This window comes from Streptomyces sp. Isolate_45 (assembly GCF_024721315.2).
Taxonomy (GTDB): domain Bacteria; phylum Actinomycetota; class Actinomycetes; order Streptomycetales; family Streptomycetaceae; genus Streptomyces.
Genome location: NZ_JANFAK020000039.1, coordinates 44,164 through 62,067, shown reverse-complemented (window position 1 = coordinate 62,067; position 17,904 = coordinate 44,164). Strand labels below are relative to the sequence as shown.

The window sequence follows — 17,904 nt, the reverse complement described above, 5'->3', positions numbered from 1 at the left end:
CCGGGCGAGCGGGGCCCGGCACGCGGACCCCGGGTTCGCGGGCCTGGTCGGCGAGGCGGAGGCCCGCGCGCACGCCGCGGCCCTGCTCGCGCCGCTCTCCCCCGCGCTGCGGGACACCCTGCGCGGCTGGCTGGCGCACCACGGCGGGTGGGACCGTACGGCCGCCGCCCTGGGGGTGCACCGCAACACGGTGCGCCAGCGCGTGGCCCGCTGCGCGGAGCTGCTCGACCGGGACCTGGACGACCCGGACACCCGGATGGAGCTGTGGTTCGCCCTGCGCTGGGACCGCCCCCCGCCGGCCCCGGAAGCGTCCCCGGGGCCCGCCGGCCCCGCCTGACCCGGCCCCGGCCGGTCGACTGACGGTGGCGGCCGGCCGGGGATGCGGCGCGGGTTCGGCGGGGCGGCGCACCTACGATGTGCCGCATGCCCGGGATGTCCGTATCGGCAGGGAAGCGCGTCGTGGCTCCGATCGGCCTCGCCGGGTGGGTGGCGCCGGCCGCCCGGCTGGTGGTGTGCGCGGCCGTCCCCTGGTACCTGTGCCTGTGGTGGTTCGGTACGAGTACGGCGCCGGTGGCCGCCGCCCTGCCGTCCGTCCTGATCCTGCGCGACGACGTGTTCGCGGCGCCCCGTCCCGCCCTGCAGCGCCTGCTGGGCGTGGTCGTCGGCGTGGTGCTGGGCGTGACCGTCCTGCACTGGCTCCCGGCGGTCCCCGCGTCGTTCCTGGTCGTCCTGGTGTGCGGCTGCGCCGGGATGTACCTGCTGCGCCACGAGGGCGCCCCCAACCAGCAGGTGCTGATCACCGCCGTGATGATCTACGCGACGCCGACGCCCGGGTATCCGCTGGCCCGCCTGGTGGAGAGCGCGATCGGCATCGCCGTCGTGACGCTCCTCGGCCCGTTGCTGTGGCCGCCGAACCCGTACCGCGAGGCGGCGGGCGGCCTGGAGGCGTACCGCACCGGGCTGCGGGCCCGCCTGGAGCAGATCGCCGCGGGGGCGGCCTCCGGGCGGACGGTCCCGACGCGTCCCGATCCGTTCGCCCTGTGGCACCGGCCGCACGAACTGCTCGTCACCCTGGAGCGCAGGACGGGCCGCACGGTGCTCCTGCCGCCGCGGCGGCCCCCGGCGGCGGACACCCTCCGCCCACGCCTGCGGCTGGCCGCCCGTACGGCTCCGGCCCTGCTGCTGCTCGCGCGGGAGTTGGAGGTACGGGAGACGGCGCCGCGGAGTCCGGCCGCCGCCCCGGCCCCGGCCGACGCGGCGGTGCTCGCCCTGGCCCCGGTGGTCGAGGCGACCGCCCGGGCCCTGGACGCGGCGCTGGGCGGGGAGGACTGCGCGGCCGACCTGCGCGTGGCCCGGGACCTCGCCGCCGAGCACCGGGCCGCCCGTCCCGGCCGCGCCGACACCGTCCTGCGGGCCGGCCTGGAACTCACCCACGAGGCCCTGACGGACCACCTCGCGACACCCGCGGCCTGACTGCCCCGAGGGCCTGTCGTCGAACTCCCGTCCACCTCGCGACGCCCGGCCCCGGGGCGTCCGCGCGTCGGCCGTCCGGCGTAACCCCGGGGCCGTCCGGCCGTCGTTGCCGGGCCGGGGGTGCGGGTGGGCGCGAGAGTGATGGTCCGCGGCGAGGTGAGGATGGACCCCGAATGGACCTGGCTCTGGCCTTCGACACGCTGGCCCGGTGGCAGTTCGGCATCACCACCGTCTACCACTTCCTGTTCGTGCCGCTGACGATCTCCCTCTCGACCCTGGTCGCCGTCCTCCAGACGGCGTGGGTGCGCACCGGGAACGAGAAGTACCTCGCCGCCACGAAGTTCTGGGGGCGGCTGTTCCTGATCAACATCGCGATGGGTGTCGTCACCGGCATCGTCCAGGAGTTCCAGTTCGGCATGAACTGGTCCGACTACTCGCGCTTCGTCGGCGACGTCTTCGGGGCGCCCCTGGCCTTCGAGGCGCTGATCGCCTTCTTCTTCGAGTCCACCTTCATCGGCCTGTGGATCTTCGGCTGGGACAAGCTGCCCAAGAGGATCCACCTCGCCTGCATCTGGGCGGTGTCGATCGGCACCATCCTGTCCGCCTGGTTCATCCTCGCCGCCAACTCGTTCATGCAGCACCCCGTCGGCTACCGCATGAACGAGGAACGCGGCCGGGCCGAGCTGACCGACTTCTGGCTGGTCCTCACCCAGAACACCACCCTGGTCGTGGTCTACCACACGCTCTCCGCCGCCTTCCTGACCGGCGGCGCCTTCATGTTGGGCATCGCGGCCCTGCACCTGCGGCGCGGCAGGCACGTGCCGGTGATGCGCACCTCGATGCGGCTGGGCATGGTGACGATGCTGCTGGCGGGGGTGCTGGTCGCCTTCAGCGGGGACAGCCTCGGCAAGGTCATGGTCCAGCAGCAGCCGATGAAGATGGCCGCCGCCGAGGCGCTGTGGGACGGCCAGACGTCCGCGCCGTTCTCCGTCTTCGCCATCGGGGACGTCTCCGAGGGGCACAACAGTGTGGAGTGGTCGATCCCCGGGCTGCTGTCCTTCCTCGCGGAGGGCAACTTCACCGCGTACGTGGCGGGCATCAACGACACGGAGGCGTCCGAGCAGGCCAAGTACGGGCCCGGGGACTACAAGCCCGACATCCCGGTCGCGTTCTGGGGCTTCCGCTTCATGATGGGCTTCGGCATGACCTCGCTCGCCATCGGCGTCGTGGGCCTGTGGCTGACCCGCAAGAAGTTCTTCCTCGACCCGGGGCTGCGGACCGGCGAGGACGAGGTGCCGCACCTGGCCGTGACCCGGAGCAGGACCCTGGGCTCCCTGCTGACCACCTGGTACTGGCGCGCTGCCGTCTGGACGCTCGCCTTCCCGCTGATCGGCAACTCCTGGGGCTGGATCTTCACCGAGACGGGCCGTCAGCCCTGGGTCGTGTACGGGGTGCTGCGCACCCGGGACGCGGTCTCCCCGAACGTCTCCCACGCCGAGGTCATCACGTCGATGTCCGCCTTCACCCTCCTCTTCGCCGTGCTCGCGGTGATCGAGGTCAAGCTCCTGGCGAAGGCCGTGATGGCCGGCCCGCCCGAGCTCACCCCCGCCGACCTCACCTCGCCCCGCCGGGTCGGCGGGGACGACGACCAGGACCCGGACCGTCCGATGGCGTTCTCGTACTGAGGGACGCGGCGCGACGGCAGCGGCCGCACCACCGCCACCGCCACCGGGGTGACGGACAGCACCGCTCCCGACCGGGACCGACCGCCACCGGCTCTGGACAGGGCGGACAACCCGCCGGTAACTTAATCTGAGCAAGCGCTTAGGCATGAGCGGCGGACCGCCGCGACCGAAGGGAGCCGGCCCAGTGCGCCGTACCGTTTTCAACGAGGACCACGAGGCGTTCCGCGAGACCATCCGCGCCTTCATCGAGGCCGAGGTCGTCCCCGTCTACGACGAGTGGTTCCAGGCGGGCCAGGCTCCCCGCGACTTCTACTACAAGCTCGGCGAGCTGGGCGTCTTCGGCATCAACGTGCCCGAGGAGTTCGGCGGCGCGGGCCTGGACACCCACAAGTTCGAGGCCGTCCTCTACGAGGAGACCTCGCGCGCGGGCGTGAACTTCGGCGGCTCCGGCGTGCACGTGCTCCTCGCGCTGCCGTACATCAAGATGCTCGGCAACGACGAGCAGAAGAAGCGTTACCTCCCGAAGTTCGTCTCCGGCGAGGAGATGTGGGCCCTGGCGATGACCGAGCCGGGCACCGGTTCCGACGTCGCGGGCATGAAGACCACCGCCAAGCTCTCCGAGGACGGCACCCACTACGTCCTCAACGGCTCCAAGACCTTCATCACCGGCGGCGTGCACGCCGACCGCGTGATCGTCTGCGCCCGCACCTCCGCCCCCCGCGAGGACGACCGCCGCTTCGGCATCTCCCTCTTCGCCGTGGACACCAAGTCCGAGGGCTACTCCATCGGCCGCAAGCTCGACAAGCTCGGCCTGCGCACCTCCGACACCGCCGAGCTGGCGTTCGTCGACGTGAAGGTGCCGGTCGAGGACCTGATGGGCGAGGAGAACAAGGGCTTCTACTACCTCGGCGCCAACCTGCCGTCCGAGCGCTGGGGCATCGCCTTCGGCGCCTACGCGCAGGCCAAGGCCGCCGTCCGGTTCGCCCAGCAGTACGTGACGGACCGCACCGTCTTCGGCAAGCCGGTCGCGCACTTCCAGAACACCAAGTTCGAGCTGGCCTCCTGCCAGGCCGAGGTGGACGCCGCCGAGGCGGTCGCCGACCGCGCCCTGGAGGCCCTGGACGCCGGTGAGCTGACCGCCGCCGAGGCCGCCTCCGCGAAGCTGTTCTGCACCGAGGTCGCCCACCGCGTCATCGACAAGTGCCTCCAGCTGCACGGCGGCTACGGCTACATGAACGAGTACCCGATCGCCCGCCTGTACGCCGACAACCGCGTCAACCGCATCTACGGCGGCACCAGCGAGGTCATGAAGTCGATCATCGCCAAGTCGATGGGTCTGTAAGTCCCCTTGACCGAGCTCGACGAGAACGAGGCGCTCACCGATCTCCTCGACCTGCTCGACCTGGAGCAGATCGAGGAGAACATCTTCCGCGGCACGAGCCGGCAGTCCCTCGTGCCGCGGGTGTTCGGCGGGCAGGTCGCGGCCCAGGCGCTGGTCGCGGCCGGCCGGACCGTGCCCGCGGACCGGACCGCGCACTCGCTCCACTCGTACTTCCTGCGGGCCGGTGACCCGGGCGCGCCCATCGTGTACTCCGTCGACCGGATCCGCGACGGGCGCTCCTTCACCACCCGCCGCGTCGTCGCCGTGCAGCACGGGCAGCCGATCTTCCACCTCTCCGCGTCCTTCCAGACGTACGAGGAGGGGCTCGACCACCAGGCGGCGATGCCGGCGGCGCCGGACCCGGAGTCCCTGCCGACCGCCGCCGAGTCCCTCCCCCTGTACCGGGACGTCTTCCGGGACCCGGGGACCGTGGAGCGGCTGGTCGCGGCCCGCGCCGCGGTGGACCTGCGGTACGCGACGACCCCGCCGTGGGGCAGCGTCGGCAAGCCGGTCGAGCCGCGCTCGCAGGTGTGGTTCCGCACCGGGGGCAAGCTCGCGGACGACCCGCTGCTGCACACCTGCCTGGCCACGTACGTCTCCGACATGACCCTGCTGGACTCGGTGCTGCTCGCGCACGGCCGGGGCGGTTGGGCGGTGGGCGACGTGGTGGGCGCCTCGCTGGACCACGCCATGTGGTTCCACCGGCCCTTCCGCGCCGACGAATGGCTCCTGTACGACCAGGAGTCCCCCTCCTCGGCGGCCGGCCGCGGCCTCGGTCAGGCCCGGATCTGGACCCGGGACGGCCGCCTCGCGGTCACCGTCATCCAGGAGGGCGTGGTGCGCGTACCGCGCGCCTGAGCCCGGCCGGGCGCGGCGTCGGGTGTCGCTGACATCCAGACCCCGGGGCCGGACATACCGTCACGTCATGCCCGAACAACCCGAAAGCGTCGCCACGGTGGTCGTGGCCACCGTCACCAACCTCGGGATCGCCGCGGCGAAGGCGGTCGCCGGAGTCCTCAGCGGGTCCAGCGCCATGCTGTCCGAGGCGGCGCACTCGGTCGCCGACACCGTGACCGAGGTACTGCTGCTGACCGCCCTCAAGCGCAGCGCCAGACCGGCCGACGAGGCGCACCCGCTGGGCTACGGGCCCGAGCGCTGGATCTGGGCGCTGCTCGCCTCGGTCGCCACGTTCGCCGGCGGCGCGGTCTTCGCGGTGTACGACGGCATCCACACCCTGGTGCACGGCGAGGACCCCGGCAACCCGACCCTGTCGTACATCGTCCTCGCGGTCGCCGCCGTCCTGGAGGGGTACTCGCTGCTGGTGGCGTGGCGCCAGGTGCGCGGCGAGGCGGAGCGGATGCGGGCGCCGCTGGGCCTGTACGTGAAGCACACCCCGGACACGGCGGTGAAGGCGGTGCTGCTGGAGAACGCGGCCGCGCTGATCGGGCTGGCGCTGGCGGCGGGCGGGCTGCTGGGGGCGCAGCTGACCGGTTCCGGCGTCTACGACGGGGTGGCCTCGCTGCTGATCGGGCTGCTGCTGGTGTGGGTGGCCTGGGAGCTGGGCCGTTCGAACGCGCAGTACCTCATCGGGCGGCCGCTGCCCGCCGCGGTGCGGGACGAGGTGCGCGAGGAGCTGCTCTCGGTGCTGCACATCGAGGCGGTGCTGGAGCTGACGACGCTGGTGCAGGGCCCGGACGAGGTACTGATCGCCGCGAAGGTCGACTTCCACGACCTGGCGTCGGCCCGGCAGGTGGAGACGGCCTGCGAGGTGGCGGAGGCGCAGCTGCGCGAGCGCTTCCCGGCGATCCGCCGCGTCTACCTGGACCCGACGCCCTCCTGAGGCCCCGGGAGTCCCGGCAGCGGATCCGGCCGTCGGGGCAGCAGGTCCCGCGGGCCCGTCCACATCTTCGACGGCTTCACCCCGACCGCGCGGGTCGTCGCGGACCTCCACCGGCTGCTGCGCCGCGGCGGCACGCTGATCGCGGGGAACCTCGGCCTCGGTCCGTCGGTCGAGGTCTGCGACCACCTCGCCGACCCGGCGCGCCGGCGCGGGCACCCGCTCGGCGAAACAGCGCTGTGGGTCAAGCGCCGACTCCCGAACCCGCCCGTCCGGCTCAGGCCTCGTCGAGCAGGCCCGCCGCGGCCAGCAGGTAGGCCGTCATGGGGTCGTAGAACCGCGGGTCGCGGACGTGGTCGTCGAGCGGGACCGCCACCTGGAGCGTGCCCTCGGCCTCGCCGAGGAAGAGCGCCGGGTCGTTGCAGTCGGCGTACCCGACGGCGTCGATGCCGCGCTGGGCCGCGCAGCCCGCCCAGCCGTGGTCTGCGACGACGAGGTCCGGCTGCGATCGGCCTTCGGCGGCGAGCCCGTCGAGGATCGCGGCCATCGGGGCCGGCGAGTGGGTGTGCCACAGGGTGGCCCCGCGCTCCTGTACGGCGACGCCCGCGAACTGCCACACGGAGCCCTCGTCGGCGATGAGGCCGCGCGGGATCACGACGATCTCGCACCCCGCGGCCCGCAGGGCGTCGGCGGTGGCGCGGTGGACGTCGAGGAGGCCACCGGGGTGGCCGGTGGCGAAGAGGACGGCCTGCCGGTCCAGGGCCGCCTTGCGCAGGCGCGCGGCGAGCCGTTCGAGGCCGGACACGGTCAGCTCGGGGTCGATGGTGTCCTGGCCGAAGCGGTGCGCCGGGTCGTCCACGACCCCGCAGCGCTCCGCCATGACCGCGAGCACGTCCTGCTCGTCGCTCCAGCGGTCCCCGAGCTCCAGGCCCAGCCAGTAGTGGCGGTCCCCGTTGGCGAGCTTGCGGTAGTGGCTCAGGTTGTTCTCGCGCGGGGTCGCGACCTCCCCCGCGATCCGCGTGCGGACCAGGTGTTCGACGAGTTCGGCACGGCTGGGTACGGGCGTCTCTATCGGCATGGCGCCCATTCTGCCGCCGTCCGGCCGGAGCCGTCTGCTCCGTCCCGGACGTCGGACACCCGGCTTCAGTCCGACAGCGCCCCGAAGGCCCCGTTCGCCATGCGCCTCAACAGGGACTCCGTGGCGTCCCGGCCGAGCGCCGCGAGGTGGGGGGTGGAGTTGAGGAGGCCGAACACCGCGTGCACGGAGACGCGCACCTCCGCTTCGCCCACCCGGGGGTGCAGTTCCCGTACGACCGCGACCCACAGCTCCACGTACTGGCGCTGGAGCTGGCGCACGAGCTTGCGGTCGGCCTCCCGCAGGCGGTCGAGCTCCCGGTCGTGGAGGGTGATCAGCGCCCGGTCGTCGAGCGCGAAGTCGATGTGGCCCTCGACGAGGGAGGCGAGGAGCTCCACCGGGTCCCCGGCGGCCTCCTCGACGCGCCGGCGGCCGCCGGTCAGCAGCCGCTCGCTGATGCCGACGAGCAGTTCGGCCAGCATGGCGTCCTTGCCCGCGAAGTGCCGGTACAGGCCGGGGCCGCTGATACCGACCGCGGCCCCTATCTCGTCCACGCCGACGCCGTGGAAGCCGCGCTCCGCGAAGAGACGAGCGGCCTCACTGAGGATCTGCTCGCGACGGGTCGGGGCGGCCGCTCTGGTGCTCATGGGAATCCATTCTAGACAGGGCCGTTAGCGCTCGTTAACCTGGTGGCGAGAGTGTTAACGCTCACTAACCAGCATGCACCGAGCAAGGGAGCTCGACCGATGCAGCAGGCACCAGTGCTGACGAGCGCCGCGGACCCGGCGTCCGAGGCCTGGCGGACCAATGAGGCCGCCCACCGCGAGCTGACCGAGGGCCTGCGCGCCCGGCTCGACGCGGCCCGGCTCGGCGGCGGCGAGCGGGCCCGCGCCCGCCACACCGCCCGCGGCAAGCTCCTGCCCCGCGACCGCGTGGACACCCTCCTGGACCCGGGGTCCCCCTTCCTGGAACTGGCCCCGCTGGCGGCGGAGGGCATGTACGGCGGCGCGGCCCCGGCCGCCGGGGTGATCGCCGGCATCGGACGGGTCAGCGGCCGCGAGTGCGTCATCGTCGCGAACGACGCCACCGTCAAGGGCGGCACGTACTACCCGATGACCGTCAAGAAGCACCTGCGCGCCCAGGAAGTGGCCCTGGAGAACCGTCTCCCCTGCCTCTACCTGGTCGACTCGGGCGGCGCCTTCCTGCCCATGCAGGACGAGGTCTTCCCCGACCGGGAGCACTTCGGCCGGATCTTCTACAACCAGGCCCGCATGTCGGGGGCCGGGATCCCGCAGATCGCGGCCGTCCTCGGCTCCTGCACGGCGGGCGGGGCGTATGTCCCTGCGATGAGCGACGAGGCGGTCATCGTGCGCGGCCAGGGCACGATCTTCCTCGGCGGCCCGCCGCTGGTGAAGGCCGCGACCGGTGAGGTCGTCACGGCCGAGGAGCTGGGCGGCGGCGAGGTCCACTCCCGGGTCTCCGGCGTCACCGACCACCTCGCGGAGGACGACGCGCACGCGCTGCGGATCGTACGGAACATCGTGGCGACCCTGCCGGAGCGCGGGGCCCTGCCCTGGTCGGTGGAGGCTCCCGAGGAGCCCAAGGTGGACCCGTACGGCCTGTACGGCGCGGTCCCCGTCGACTCGCGCACGCCGTACGACGCGCGCGAGATCATCGGGCGGATCGTGGACGGCTCCCGCTTCCAGGAGTTCAAGGCCGAGTTCGGGCAGACCCTGGTCACCGGCTTCGCGCGGATCCACGGGCACCCGGTCGGGATCGTCGCCAACAACGGCATCCTGTTCTCCGAATCCGCCCAGAAGGGCGCCCACTTCATCGAGCTGTGCGACCAGCGCGGCATCCCGCTGCTGTTCCTCCAGAACATCTCCGGCTTCATGGTCGGCCGGGACTACGAGGCCGGCGGCATCGCCAAGCACGGCGCCAAGATGGTCACGGCGGTCGCCTGCACCCGGGTCCCGAAGCTGACCGTGGTCGTCGGCGGCTCGTACGGCGCGGGCAACTACTCGATGTGCGGGCGGGCGTACTCGCCCCGCTTCCTGTGGATGTGGCCCAACGCCAAGATCTCGGTGATGGGCGGCGAGCAGGCCGCCTCCGTCCTGGCCACCGTCAAGCGGGACCAGATCGAGGGCGCCGGCCAGGAGTGGCCCGCCGAGGACGAGGAGGCCTTCAAGGCCCCGGTCCGCGCGCAGTACGAGGAGCAGGGCAGCGCGTACTACGCCACGGCCCGGCTGTGGGACGACGGGGTCATCGACCCGATGGAGACCCGGCAGGTGCTGGGACTGGCCCTGACCGCGTGCGCGAACGCCCCCCTGGGCGAGTCGGGCTTCGGCATCTTCCGTATGTGACGTGAGGACCTCACTGATGTTCAGCACTGTTCTGGTCGCGAACCGGGGCGAGATCGCGGTCCGGGTCATCCGCACCCTGCGGGAGCTCGGCGTCCGCTCCGTGGCCGTCTTCAGCGACGCGGACGCCGACGCCCGGCACGTGCGGGAGGCCGACACGGCCGTCCGGATCGGCCCGGCGGCGGCCGCCGAGAGCTACCTGTCCGTGGAGCGGCTGCTCGACGCGGCCCGCCGCACCGGCGCCGAGGCCGTCCACCCCGGCTACGGATTCCTCGCCGAGAACGCGGCCTTCGCCCGGGCCTGCGAGGAGGCCGGGCTGGCCTTCATCGGTCCGCCGGCCTCCGCCATCTCCCTGATGGGCGACAAGATCCGCGCCAAGGAGACGGTGCGGGCGGCCGGCGTCCCGGTGGTCCCCGGCTCCTCCGGCAGCGGCCTGACCGACGCCGAACTCGTCGCGGCGGCGCGGAAGATCGCCATGCCCGTCCTGCTCAAGCCCTCGGCGGGCGGCGGCGGCAAGGGCATGCGGCTGGTCCGCGACGAGGCCGTGCTGGCCGAGGAGATCGCGGCGGCCCGGCGCGAGGCGAAGTCCTCGTTCGGTGACGACACCCTGCTCGTGGAGCGGTGGATCGACCGGCCCCGGCACATCGAGATCCAGGTCCTCGCCGACGCCCACGGCAACGTGGTGCACCTGGGCGAGCGCGAGTGCTCCCTCCAACGGCGCCACCAGAAGGTGATCGAGGAGGCCCCGTCGGTGTTCCTCGACGAGGCGACGCGGGCGGCGATGGGCGCGGCGGCCGTGGAGGCGGCCCGCTCGTGCGGGTACGTCGGCGCGGGCACGGTGGAGTTCATCGTCCCCGGCGAGGACCCGTCCTCGTACTACTTCATGGAGATGAACACCCGCCTCCAGGTCGAGCACCCGGTGACGGAGCTGATCACCGGACTGGACCTGGTCGAGCAGCAGCTGCGGGTCGCCGCCGGCGCCGAACTGGGCTTCGGGCAGGCCGACGTCACGCTGACCGGCCACGCGATCGAGGCCCGCGTCTGCGCCGAGGACCCGGCCCGCGGGTTCCTGCCCTCCGGCGGTACGGTCCTCGCGCTCTCCGAGCCGTCGGGCGGGGCGGTGCGCACCGACTCGGGGCTGACCGCCGGCGTCGACACCGGCTCCACGTACGACCCGATGCTGTCCAAGGTGATCGCGTACGGCCCGGACCGGGCCGCCGCCCTGCGGGTGCTGCGCGGGGCGCTGGCCGACACGGTGATCCTGGGCGTCCAGACGAACACCGGGTTCCTGCGCCGGCTCCTGGCGCACCCGGACGTGGTCTCGGGGAACCTGGACACCGGCCTGGTCGAGCGGGACCTCGCCGAGCTCCTGCCCGACGGCGTGCCCCCGGAGGTGTTCGCGGCGGCGGCGCTGCTCGCGGCCGCCCCGCCGGCGCGGACGCCGGGCTGGGTCGACCCGTTCGACGTGGCCGACGGTTGGCGCCTGGGCGGCACCCCGGCCTGGACCGTCCACCACTTCCGGCTCCCCGGGCAGGAACCGGTGGAGGTCCGCACCCGCCCGTCCGGCGCCGGCACGGAACTGCTGACGCCCACCCCCGACGGCGCGGCCACCCCGGCCCACGGCCGGATCGTGGCCCGCACCGCGGACCGGGTGACCGTCGAACTGGACGGCGTCACCCACACGTTCAGCTGCGCCCCCTCCCCCGAGGGCACCTGGCTGGGCCGCTCGGGCGACTCCTGGCACCTCCAGCGGCACGACCCCGTCGCCGCCCAGGGCCGGGCGAGCGCGGGGGCCGACACCCTGGCCGCCCCGATGCCCGGGACCGTGACCGTCGTCAAGGTCGCCGTCGGGGACAAGGTCGTCGCGGGTCAGAGCCTGCTCGTGGTGGAGGCCATGAAGATGGAGCACGTCATCTCCGCCCCGCACGCCGGCACCGTCACCGAACTCGACGTCTCGCCCGGCACCACGGTGGCCATGGACCAGGTCCTGGCCGTGGTCACCGCCGACGAGGAGGCGGGCGAATGAACGGCCTGCCGATGACCGTCCCGGCCCCCGCCGGGCTGCCCGCGCGGGTGCGGATCCACGAGGTCGGCGCGCGCGACGGGCTCCAGAACGAGAAGACGGCCGTCCCCACGGAGGTGAAGGCGGAGTTCGTGCACCGCCTGGCGGCCGCCGGCCTCACCACCATCGAGGCCACCAGCTTCGTCCACCCGAAGTGGGTGCCGCAGCTCGCGGACGCCGAGCGGCTCTTCCCGCTGCTCGCCGACGTCGGGGCGGCGCTGCCCGTCCTGGTCCCCAACGAGCGCGGCCTCGACCGGGCGCTCGCCCTCGGCGCCACCCGCATCGCGGTGTTCGGCTCGGCGACGGAGACCTTCGCCGAGCGGAACCTGAACCGCACGGTCGCCGAGTCCCTGGCCATGTTCGAGCCCGTCGTGGCCCGCGCCAAGCAGGAGGGGGCGCACGTCCGGGGCTACCTGTCCATGTGCTTCGGCGACCCGTGGGAGGGCGCCGTACCCGTGGAGCAGGTCGTGGGGGTCGCCAAGGCCCTCCTCGACCTCGGCTGCGACGAGTTGAGCCTCGGCGACACCATCGGCGTGGCCACGCCGGGACACGTCCAGGTCCTGCTCCGCGAGCTGAACGCGCGGGGCGTGGGCACCGACCGGATCGGCGTGCACTTCCACGACACGTACGGCCAGGCCCTGTCCAACACCCTCGCCGCGCTCCAGCACGGCGTGACGACGATCGACGCCTCCGCGGGCGGCCTGGGCGGCTGCCCGTACGCCAAGAGCGCCACCGGCAACCTCGCCACCGAGGACCTGGTGTGGATGCTCGACGGCCTCGGCATCGAGACCGGCGTCGACCTGGCCGCCCTCACCGCCACGAGCGTGTGGATGGCCGAACAGCTGGGACGCCCCAGCCCCTCCCGTACCGTCCGCGCCCTCTCCCACAAGGAGTAGTCACACCATGCCCCTCGACCACCGGCTCACCCCCGAGCACGAGGAACTCCGCCGTACGGTGGAGCAGTTCGCCCACGACGTCGTCGCCCCGAAGATCGGCGACCTGTACGAGCGGCACGAGTTCCCGTACGAGATCGTCGCCGAGATGGGCCGCATGGGCCTGTTCGGCCTGCCCTTCCCCGAGGAGTACGGCGGCATGGGCGGCGACTACCTCGCCCTCGGCATCGCCCTGGAGGAGCTGGCCCGCGTCGACTCGTCGGTCGCGATCACCCTGGAGGCGGGCGTCTCCCTGGGCGCCATGCCGCTGTACCTGTTCGGTACGGAGGAGCAGAAGCGCGAGTGGCTGCCGAGGATGTGCTCCGGCGAGGTCCTCGGCGCCTTCGGCCTGACCGAGCCGGGCGCCGGCAGCGACGCGGGCGGCACCCGCACCACCGCCGTCCGTGACGGCGACGAGTGGGTCATCAACGGTTCGAAGTGCTTCATCACCAACTCCGGTACGGACATCACCGGTCTGGTCACCGTCACCGCCGTGACGGGCCGCAAGGCCGACGGCCGCCCCGAGATCTCCTCGATCATCGTCCCGTCCGGTACTCCGGGCTTCACGGTGGCGGCGCCGTACTCCAAGGTCGGCTGGAACTCCTCGGACACCCGCGAGCTGTCGTTCAGCGACGTACGGGTGCCGCTGGCCAACCTGGTCGGCCAGGAGGGCCGCGGCTACGCGCAGTTCCTGCGGATCCTCGACGAGGGCCGCATCGCCATCTCGGCGCTCGCGACCGGCCTCGCGCAGGGCTGCGTGGACGAGTCGGTGAAGTACGCGAAGGAGCGGCACGCCTTCGGCAAGGCCATCGGCGACAACCAGGCCATCCAGTTCAAGCTGGCGGACATGGAGACGCGCGCCCACATGGCGCGGATCGGCTGGCGCGACGCGGCCTCGCGGCTGGTGGCGGGCGAACCCTTCAAGAAGGAGGCGGCCATCGCGAAGCTGTACTCCTCGACGGTGGCGGTCGACAACGCCCGTGACGCCACCCAGATCCACGGCGGGTACGGCTTCATGAACGAGTACCCGGTGGCCCGCATGTGGCGCGACTCGAAGATCCTGGAGATCGGCGAGGGCACCAGCGAGGTCCAGCGCATGCTCATCGCCCGCGAGTTGGGCTTCGGGGGCTAGGAACGGCCCGTTCCGCAGCAGTGGGGTACCCGGGCGGTCGGTCCGCCCGCCCGGGCCCGCGAGGCAGTGCGCTCTTGGCACTTTCGGGGAAGGTTAGGCTAGCCTTCCTGGCGAACGGCCCTGTGGTCACCTCGCACGCACGCACGAAAGCGGACTTCGACATGCCCAAGCCCCGGACCTCCTCCCTCACCCGTCGCGGCCTCATCGCCGCCGGCGGCGCCCTCGGCCTCGTCGCGGTCCTCTCCGCGTGCGGGAGCACCGACGCGGCGAAGGACGGTACGGGCAAGGACACGGCCGCCGCCTCCGCCCCCGCCGGTCCGTGGAGCTTCAAGGACGACCTGGACAAGGACGTCACGGTCAAGTCCACCCCGAAGAACATCGTCGCGTTCACCGGCACGGCCGCCGCGCTCAACGACTACGGCGTCAAGGTCAAGGGCGTCTTCGGCCCCACGAAGACCGCCGACGGCAAGCCCGACGTCCAGGCCGGTTCGCTGGACATATCCAAGGTCGAGATCCTCGGCAACGTCTACGACGAGTTCAACGTCGAGAAGTACGCCGCCCTCCAGCCCGACCTGCTCGTCACCAACACCTGGGACGGCTCGTACTGGTACGTCCCCGAGGCCTCCAAGGACAAGATCCTGAAGCTGGCCCCGGCCGCCGCGATCTCCGTGGGCGGCAACGCCACCCTGGACAAGGCCCTGGAGCGCACCGCGGACCTCGCCAAGTCCCTCGGCGCCGACATGAGCTCCAAGAGCACCGTCGACGCCAAGGCCCGCTTCGAGGCCGCCTCCGCCAAGGTCCGCGAGGCCACCAAGGCCAACCCGGGCATCAAGGTGCTCGTCGGCTCCGGCTCCGCCGAGCTCTTCTACGTCTCCACCCCGAAGACCTCCGCCGACCTCAAGTACTTCGAGCAGCTCGGCGTCGAGTTCGTCACCCCGGACAAGGTCGAGGGCGGCTTCTTCGAGAGCCTCAGCTGGGAGAACGCCGGCAAGTACAAGGCCGACCTCGTGCTCCTCGACAACCGCACCGGCACCCTCCAGCCGGAGCAGCTGAAGGCGAAGCCGACCTGGGCCGAGCTGCCCGCCGTCAAGGCCGGCCAGATCACCCCGCGCGTGACCGAGCCGATCTACTCGTACGACCGCTGCGCCCAGATCCTGGAGGACCTCGCCAAGGCCATCCAGAACGCGAAGAAGGTCGGCTGACCCACCCGGCTCCGGCCACCGCCCCGGGACCGGCCCGACCCGCCGGCTCCCGGGGCCGCCCCGTACCCGAATCCCTGGGGGGACCCCGCATGACCGCCGCCGCATCCGACACCCCGGCCGCCGCGCACTTCCGGTTCTTCGTCCTGGAGGTCCTGCGCACGCGGCGGCTCGGACACTCCTTCCTGCGGGTCACCTTCGGCGGCGACCGCCTCGCGGACTTCCGCTCGGGCGGTTTCGACCAGAGCCTGTCGCTGTTCCTGCCGCCGCCCCACCGGGAGCACACCGAACTGCCCTCGACCGACGAGGACACCTGGTTCGCGGCCTGGCGCGCGATGCCGGACGAGGAGCGCCCGGTGATGCGTTCGTACACGGTGCGCGAGCAGCGGCGCGCGCCCGGGGGCGCGGTCGAGGTGGACGTCGACTTCGTCCTGCACGGCCCCGGCGCGGGCACCCCGGCGTCGGACTGGGCCGGACGGGCCGTCACCGGCCGCCGGATCATGGCGATCGGCCCGGCCGTGGCGGAGAACAAGTCCGTGCGCTTCCAGCCGCCGGCCGACACCGACGCGATCCTGATGTACGCGGACGAGACGGCGCTGCCCGCCGCCGCGTCGATCCTGGACCGGCTCGCCGCCGGCACCCGGGTCAGGGCCTGGTTCGAGGTGCCCCACGCGGGCGACCGCCTCGACCTGACGACGCTCGCCGACGCGGACATCACCTGGATCGTCCGCGGGGACACCGCGGGCCGCAAGCGGACCGAGCGGGTGCTGGACGCGCTGCGCGCCGCGCCCCTGCCCCCGGCCGAGGCCCCGTACGCCTGGGTGGCGGGCGAGGCGGGCACGGTCCGCGAGGTGCGCCGGCACTTCGTGCGGGAGCGTTCCGTGGACCGCCGCGCGGTCCGCTTCACCGGCTACTGGCGGCTGGGCGCGAGCGAGGAGCAACTCCTCGCGGAGGCGTACGCGGGCCGGGCGCCGAGCGAGGAACCCACTTCCGAGCTGTAGGGGAAGCAGCGAACCCCTTGCCCGTCCAATTAGGTTAGGCTAACCTAAACATCACACGCCGTCACGGGACCTGCCCCTGACGGTGGAGCAGACCCGGGCGGGCGATCGATACGGTCCCTCGATCGCCCGCCCGCTGCCTTTCCCTCGCGCGCCCCTGTCGCGGCCTGTCTCGACCCCGTCAGGACCAGGGGACGTCCGGCGCCCGGTGGTAGTTGACGTCCTGGGCGTCCAGCCGGGGCCCCTGCGCCGCCAGCCGCTCGCGGTACGAGGCCCAACCCAGCGCCCCCGCCGGGGACCAGCCGAGCTCCGCCACCCCGAGCACCCTCGGGAAGGCCATCAGCTCCCAGTCACCCCGCTCGGAGATCGTCTCCGTCCACAGCGGCGCCTCCACGCCGAGGACGGCGGATTCCGGGGCCCCGGCCAGGTAGGCCCCCGGGTCCCAGGAGTAGGACCGCTCCACCGGCACGTACCCGGCCCACGCCAGCCCCGGCTTCGTCGTCGTGTCGTACTTCATGTCCAGGTACGCCCGGTCCGCCGGCGACAGGATCACCGGGTGCCCGGCCTTCGCCGCCGCCACCACGGCCGCCTTCTCGGCGGCCGCAGTGCGGTCGTGCCCCCAGTACTGGATCACCGCACCCGGCGCCGGACGCCCCTGTGCGAGCTGGTGCCAGGCCACGACGGTCTTCCCGTGCCGGGCGACGACCGCCTGGGCCCGGTCCATGAAGGTCGCGTAGTCCGCGGCCGGCGTCGCGTGCGCCTCGTCGCCCCCGATGTGCAGGTACTTCCCCGGGGTCAGCTCCGCGATCTCGCTCAGTACCTGGTCCACGAACTCGTAGGTCCGCTCCTCGCCCACGCACAGGGAGCTGAAGCCGACCTTGACCCCGGTGTAGCGCTCCCGCGCCTTCCCGTCGCAGTTGAGCTCCGCGTAGGACGCCTGCGCCGCGTTCGTGTGGCCCGGCATGTCGATCTCCGGGACCACGTCCACGTACCGGCGGGCCGCGTACTCCACCAGGTCCCGGTACTCCTCCTTCGTCCAGTGGCCCCCGGGGCCGCCGCCGACCTCGCTGCCGCCCCCGTACTCCGCGAGCCGGGGCCACGAATCGATCGCGATCCGCCAACCCTGGTCGTCGGTCAGGTGCACGTGCAGTGTGTTGATCTTGTACTGGGCGAGCTGGTCCACGTACCTCTTGACCTGCTCCACCGGGAAGAAGTGGCGCGCCACGTCCACCATCGCCCCGCGGTAGGCGAACCTCGGCGCGTCCGTGACCGTCCCGCCCGGCACGTCCCCCGTCCCGCGCACCGGCACCAGCTGACGCAGCGTCTGCCCGCCGCGGAAGAGCCCCGCCGGGGTCCGGGCGGTCAGCGTCACCCCGGCGGCGGTGGTCCGGAGCCGGTAGCCCTCCACCCCCAGCTCCTGGGCACCCTCGTCCAGCAGGAGTCGGATCCCGTCCCCCTCCTGCCCGTCGACCACCGGCAGCGGCAGCCCGCTCGGCCCCCGCAACTGCTCCGCGAGGAGCTCGCCGACCTGGCGGACCTCCTCGGAGGCGCCCGCGCCGGTACGGATGACCGTGCCGGCCCCGAAGGCGTACCCGGCGCCCTCGGCGCGCGCGGAGGCGGGCGCCGGCAGGAGCCGGTCGTAGGGGGCGAGGGCGGCGGGGCGCGGGCCGCCGGGTTTGGCGTCGTCGCCGTGGGCGGCGGTGCAGGAGACGGCCGCGCCGAGGACGAGGAGGGTGCCGAGCGTGCGTCGCAGGACTCTCATGCAGCCCA

General features: G+C 73.0%; 15 protein-coding genes. 12 read left to right on the top strand and 3 right to left on the bottom strand.

What is annotated here, in order from left to right; all coding sequences use genetic code 11:
- From NOD94_RS15565 to NOD94_RS15540, 6 genes are all read left to right on the top strand, one after another.
- Positions 1-337: helix-turn-helix domain-containing protein (locus tag NOD94_RS15565; RefSeq protein WP_281206508.1), on the top strand; the 337-nt coding region annotated here is incomplete at its 5' end.
- A gap of 86 nt (positions 338-423) precedes the next feature.
- Positions 424-1,473, top strand: a complete 1,050-nt coding sequence (locus NOD94_RS15560) for an FUSC family protein (RefSeq protein WP_281206507.1) — start codon at positions 424-426, stop codon at positions 1,471-1,473.
- 173 nt (positions 1,474-1,646) lie between these two features.
- Positions 1,647-3,158: a cytochrome ubiquinol oxidase subunit I gene (locus NOD94_RS15555; RefSeq protein ID WP_281206506.1), complete on the top strand. Its 1,512-nt coding sequence runs from the start codon at positions 1,647-1,649 to the stop codon at positions 3,156-3,158.
- Between the two features lie 184 nt (positions 3,159-3,342).
- On the top strand, positions 3,343-4,500 hold the full coding sequence (locus tag NOD94_RS15550) for an acyl-CoA dehydrogenase family protein (RefSeq protein WP_281206505.1): 1,158 nt from the start codon (positions 3,343-3,345) through the stop codon (positions 4,498-4,500).
- 6 nt (positions 4,501-4,506) lie between these two features.
- Positions 4,507-5,397, top strand: a complete 891-nt coding sequence (locus NOD94_RS15545; protein ID WP_281206504.1) for an acyl-CoA thioesterase II — start codon at positions 4,507-4,509, stop codon at positions 5,395-5,397.
- 67 nt (positions 5,398-5,464) lie between these two features.
- Complete coding sequence (locus NOD94_RS15540; protein WP_281206503.1) at positions 5,465-6,379, top strand: cation diffusion facilitator family transporter; 915 nt, start codon at positions 5,465-5,467, stop codon at positions 6,377-6,379.
- Between the two features lie 274 nt (positions 6,380-6,653).
- Here NOD94_RS15540 and NOD94_RS15535 read toward each other — a convergent pair whose 3' ends face one another.
- Entirely contained in the window at positions 6,654-7,454 is an 801-nt protein-coding gene (locus tag NOD94_RS15535) for a phosphatase (RefSeq protein WP_281206502.1), read from the bottom strand.
- A 65-nt stretch (positions 7,455-7,519) separates the two neighbouring features.
- Positions 7,520-8,098, bottom strand: a complete 579-nt coding sequence (locus tag NOD94_RS15530) for a TetR/AcrR family transcriptional regulator (RefSeq protein WP_281206501.1) — start codon at positions 8,096-8,098, stop codon at positions 7,520-7,522.
- Between the two features lie 99 nt (positions 8,099-8,197).
- Between NOD94_RS15530 and NOD94_RS15525 the strand changes: the two genes are divergently transcribed.
- The 6 genes from NOD94_RS15525 (at position 8,198) to NOD94_RS15500 (ending at position 16,137) form a co-directional block, all read left to right on the top strand.
- The gene (locus tag NOD94_RS15525; protein ID WP_281206500.1) at positions 8,198-9,814 is read left to right on the top strand and encodes a carboxyl transferase domain-containing protein; all 1,617 of its coding nucleotides are present in this window, start codon (positions 8,198-8,200) and stop codon (positions 9,812-9,814) included.
- Positions 9,815-9,830: 16 nt separating this feature from the next.
- Positions 9,831-11,837 carry a biotin carboxylase N-terminal domain-containing protein gene (locus NOD94_RS15520; RefSeq protein WP_281206499.1) on the top strand — a complete coding sequence of 669 codons (2,007 nt, stop codon included), beginning with the start codon at positions 9,831-9,833 and terminating at the stop codon, positions 11,835-11,837.
- Complete coding sequence (locus NOD94_RS15515) at positions 11,834-12,769, top strand: hydroxymethylglutaryl-CoA lyase (protein WP_281206498.1); 936 nt, start codon at positions 11,834-11,836, stop codon at positions 12,767-12,769. The genes NOD94_RS15520 and NOD94_RS15515 overlap by 4 nt, the downstream gene beginning before the upstream one ends.
- 7 nt (positions 12,770-12,776) lie before the next feature.
- Positions 12,777-13,937 carry an acyl-CoA dehydrogenase family protein gene (locus NOD94_RS15510; protein ID WP_281206497.1) on the top strand — a complete coding sequence of 387 codons (1,161 nt, stop codon included), beginning with the start codon at positions 12,777-12,779 and terminating at the stop codon, positions 13,935-13,937.
- A 161-nt stretch (positions 13,938-14,098) separates the two neighbouring features.
- Positions 14,099-15,139 (top strand): ABC transporter substrate-binding protein, encoded by a 1,041-nt coding sequence (locus tag NOD94_RS15505; protein WP_281206496.1) that lies wholly within the window; start codon positions 14,099-14,101, stop codon positions 15,137-15,139.
- Positions 15,140-15,228: 89 nt separating this feature from the next.
- Complete coding sequence (locus NOD94_RS15500) at positions 15,229-16,137, top strand: siderophore-interacting protein (RefSeq protein WP_281206495.1); 909 nt, start codon at positions 15,229-15,231, stop codon at positions 16,135-16,137.
- A gap of 178 nt (positions 16,138-16,315) precedes the next feature.
- Here the strand turns inward: NOD94_RS15500 and NOD94_RS15495 are convergent, their stop codons facing one another.
- Entirely contained in the window at positions 16,316-17,896 is a 1,581-nt protein-coding gene (locus NOD94_RS15495) for a beta-N-acetylhexosaminidase (protein ID WP_281206494.1), read from the bottom strand.
- Positions 17,897-17,904 lie beyond the last annotated feature (8 nt).

Excerpts from the sequence above, each read along its gene's own strand:
- NOD94_RS15560 (WP_281206507.1), top strand. The coding sequence starts at position 424 with ATGCCCGGGATGTCCGTATCGGCAGGGAAGCGCGTCGTGGCTCCGATC.
- NOD94_RS15555 (WP_281206506.1), top strand. The coding sequence starts at position 1,647 with ATGGACCTGGCTCTGGCCTTCGACACGCTGGCCCGGTGGCAGTTCGGC.
- NOD94_RS15540 (WP_281206503.1), top strand. The coding sequence starts at position 5,465 with ATGCCCGAACAACCCGAAAGCGTCGCCACGGTGGTCGTGGCCACCGTC.
- NOD94_RS15535 (WP_281206502.1), bottom strand. The coding sequence starts at position 7,454 with ATGCCGATAGAGACGCCCGTACCCAGCCGTGCCGAACTCGTCGAACAC.
- NOD94_RS15530 (WP_281206501.1), bottom strand. The coding sequence starts at position 8,098 with ATGAGCACCAGAGCGGCCGCCCCGACCCGTCGCGAGCAGATCCTCAGT.
- NOD94_RS15525 (WP_281206500.1), top strand. The coding sequence starts at position 8,198 with ATGCAGCAGGCACCAGTGCTGACGAGCGCCGCGGACCCGGCGTCCGAG.
- NOD94_RS15520 (WP_281206499.1), top strand. The coding sequence starts at position 9,831 with ATGTTCAGCACTGTTCTGGTCGCGAACCGGGGCGAGATCGCGGTCCGG.
- NOD94_RS15515 (WP_281206498.1), top strand. The coding sequence starts at position 11,834 with ATGAACGGCCTGCCGATGACCGTCCCGGCCCCCGCCGGGCTGCCCGCG.
- NOD94_RS15510 (WP_281206497.1), top strand. The coding sequence starts at position 12,777 with ATGCCCCTCGACCACCGGCTCACCCCCGAGCACGAGGAACTCCGCCGT.
- NOD94_RS15505 (WP_281206496.1), top strand. The coding sequence starts at position 14,099 with ATGCCCAAGCCCCGGACCTCCTCCCTCACCCGTCGCGGCCTCATCGCC.
- NOD94_RS15500 (WP_281206495.1), top strand. The coding sequence starts at position 15,229 with ATGACCGCCGCCGCATCCGACACCCCGGCCGCCGCGCACTTCCGGTTC.
- NOD94_RS15495 (WP_281206494.1), bottom strand. The coding sequence starts at position 17,896 with ATGAGAGTCCTGCGACGCACGCTCGGCACCCTCCTCGTCCTCGGCGCG.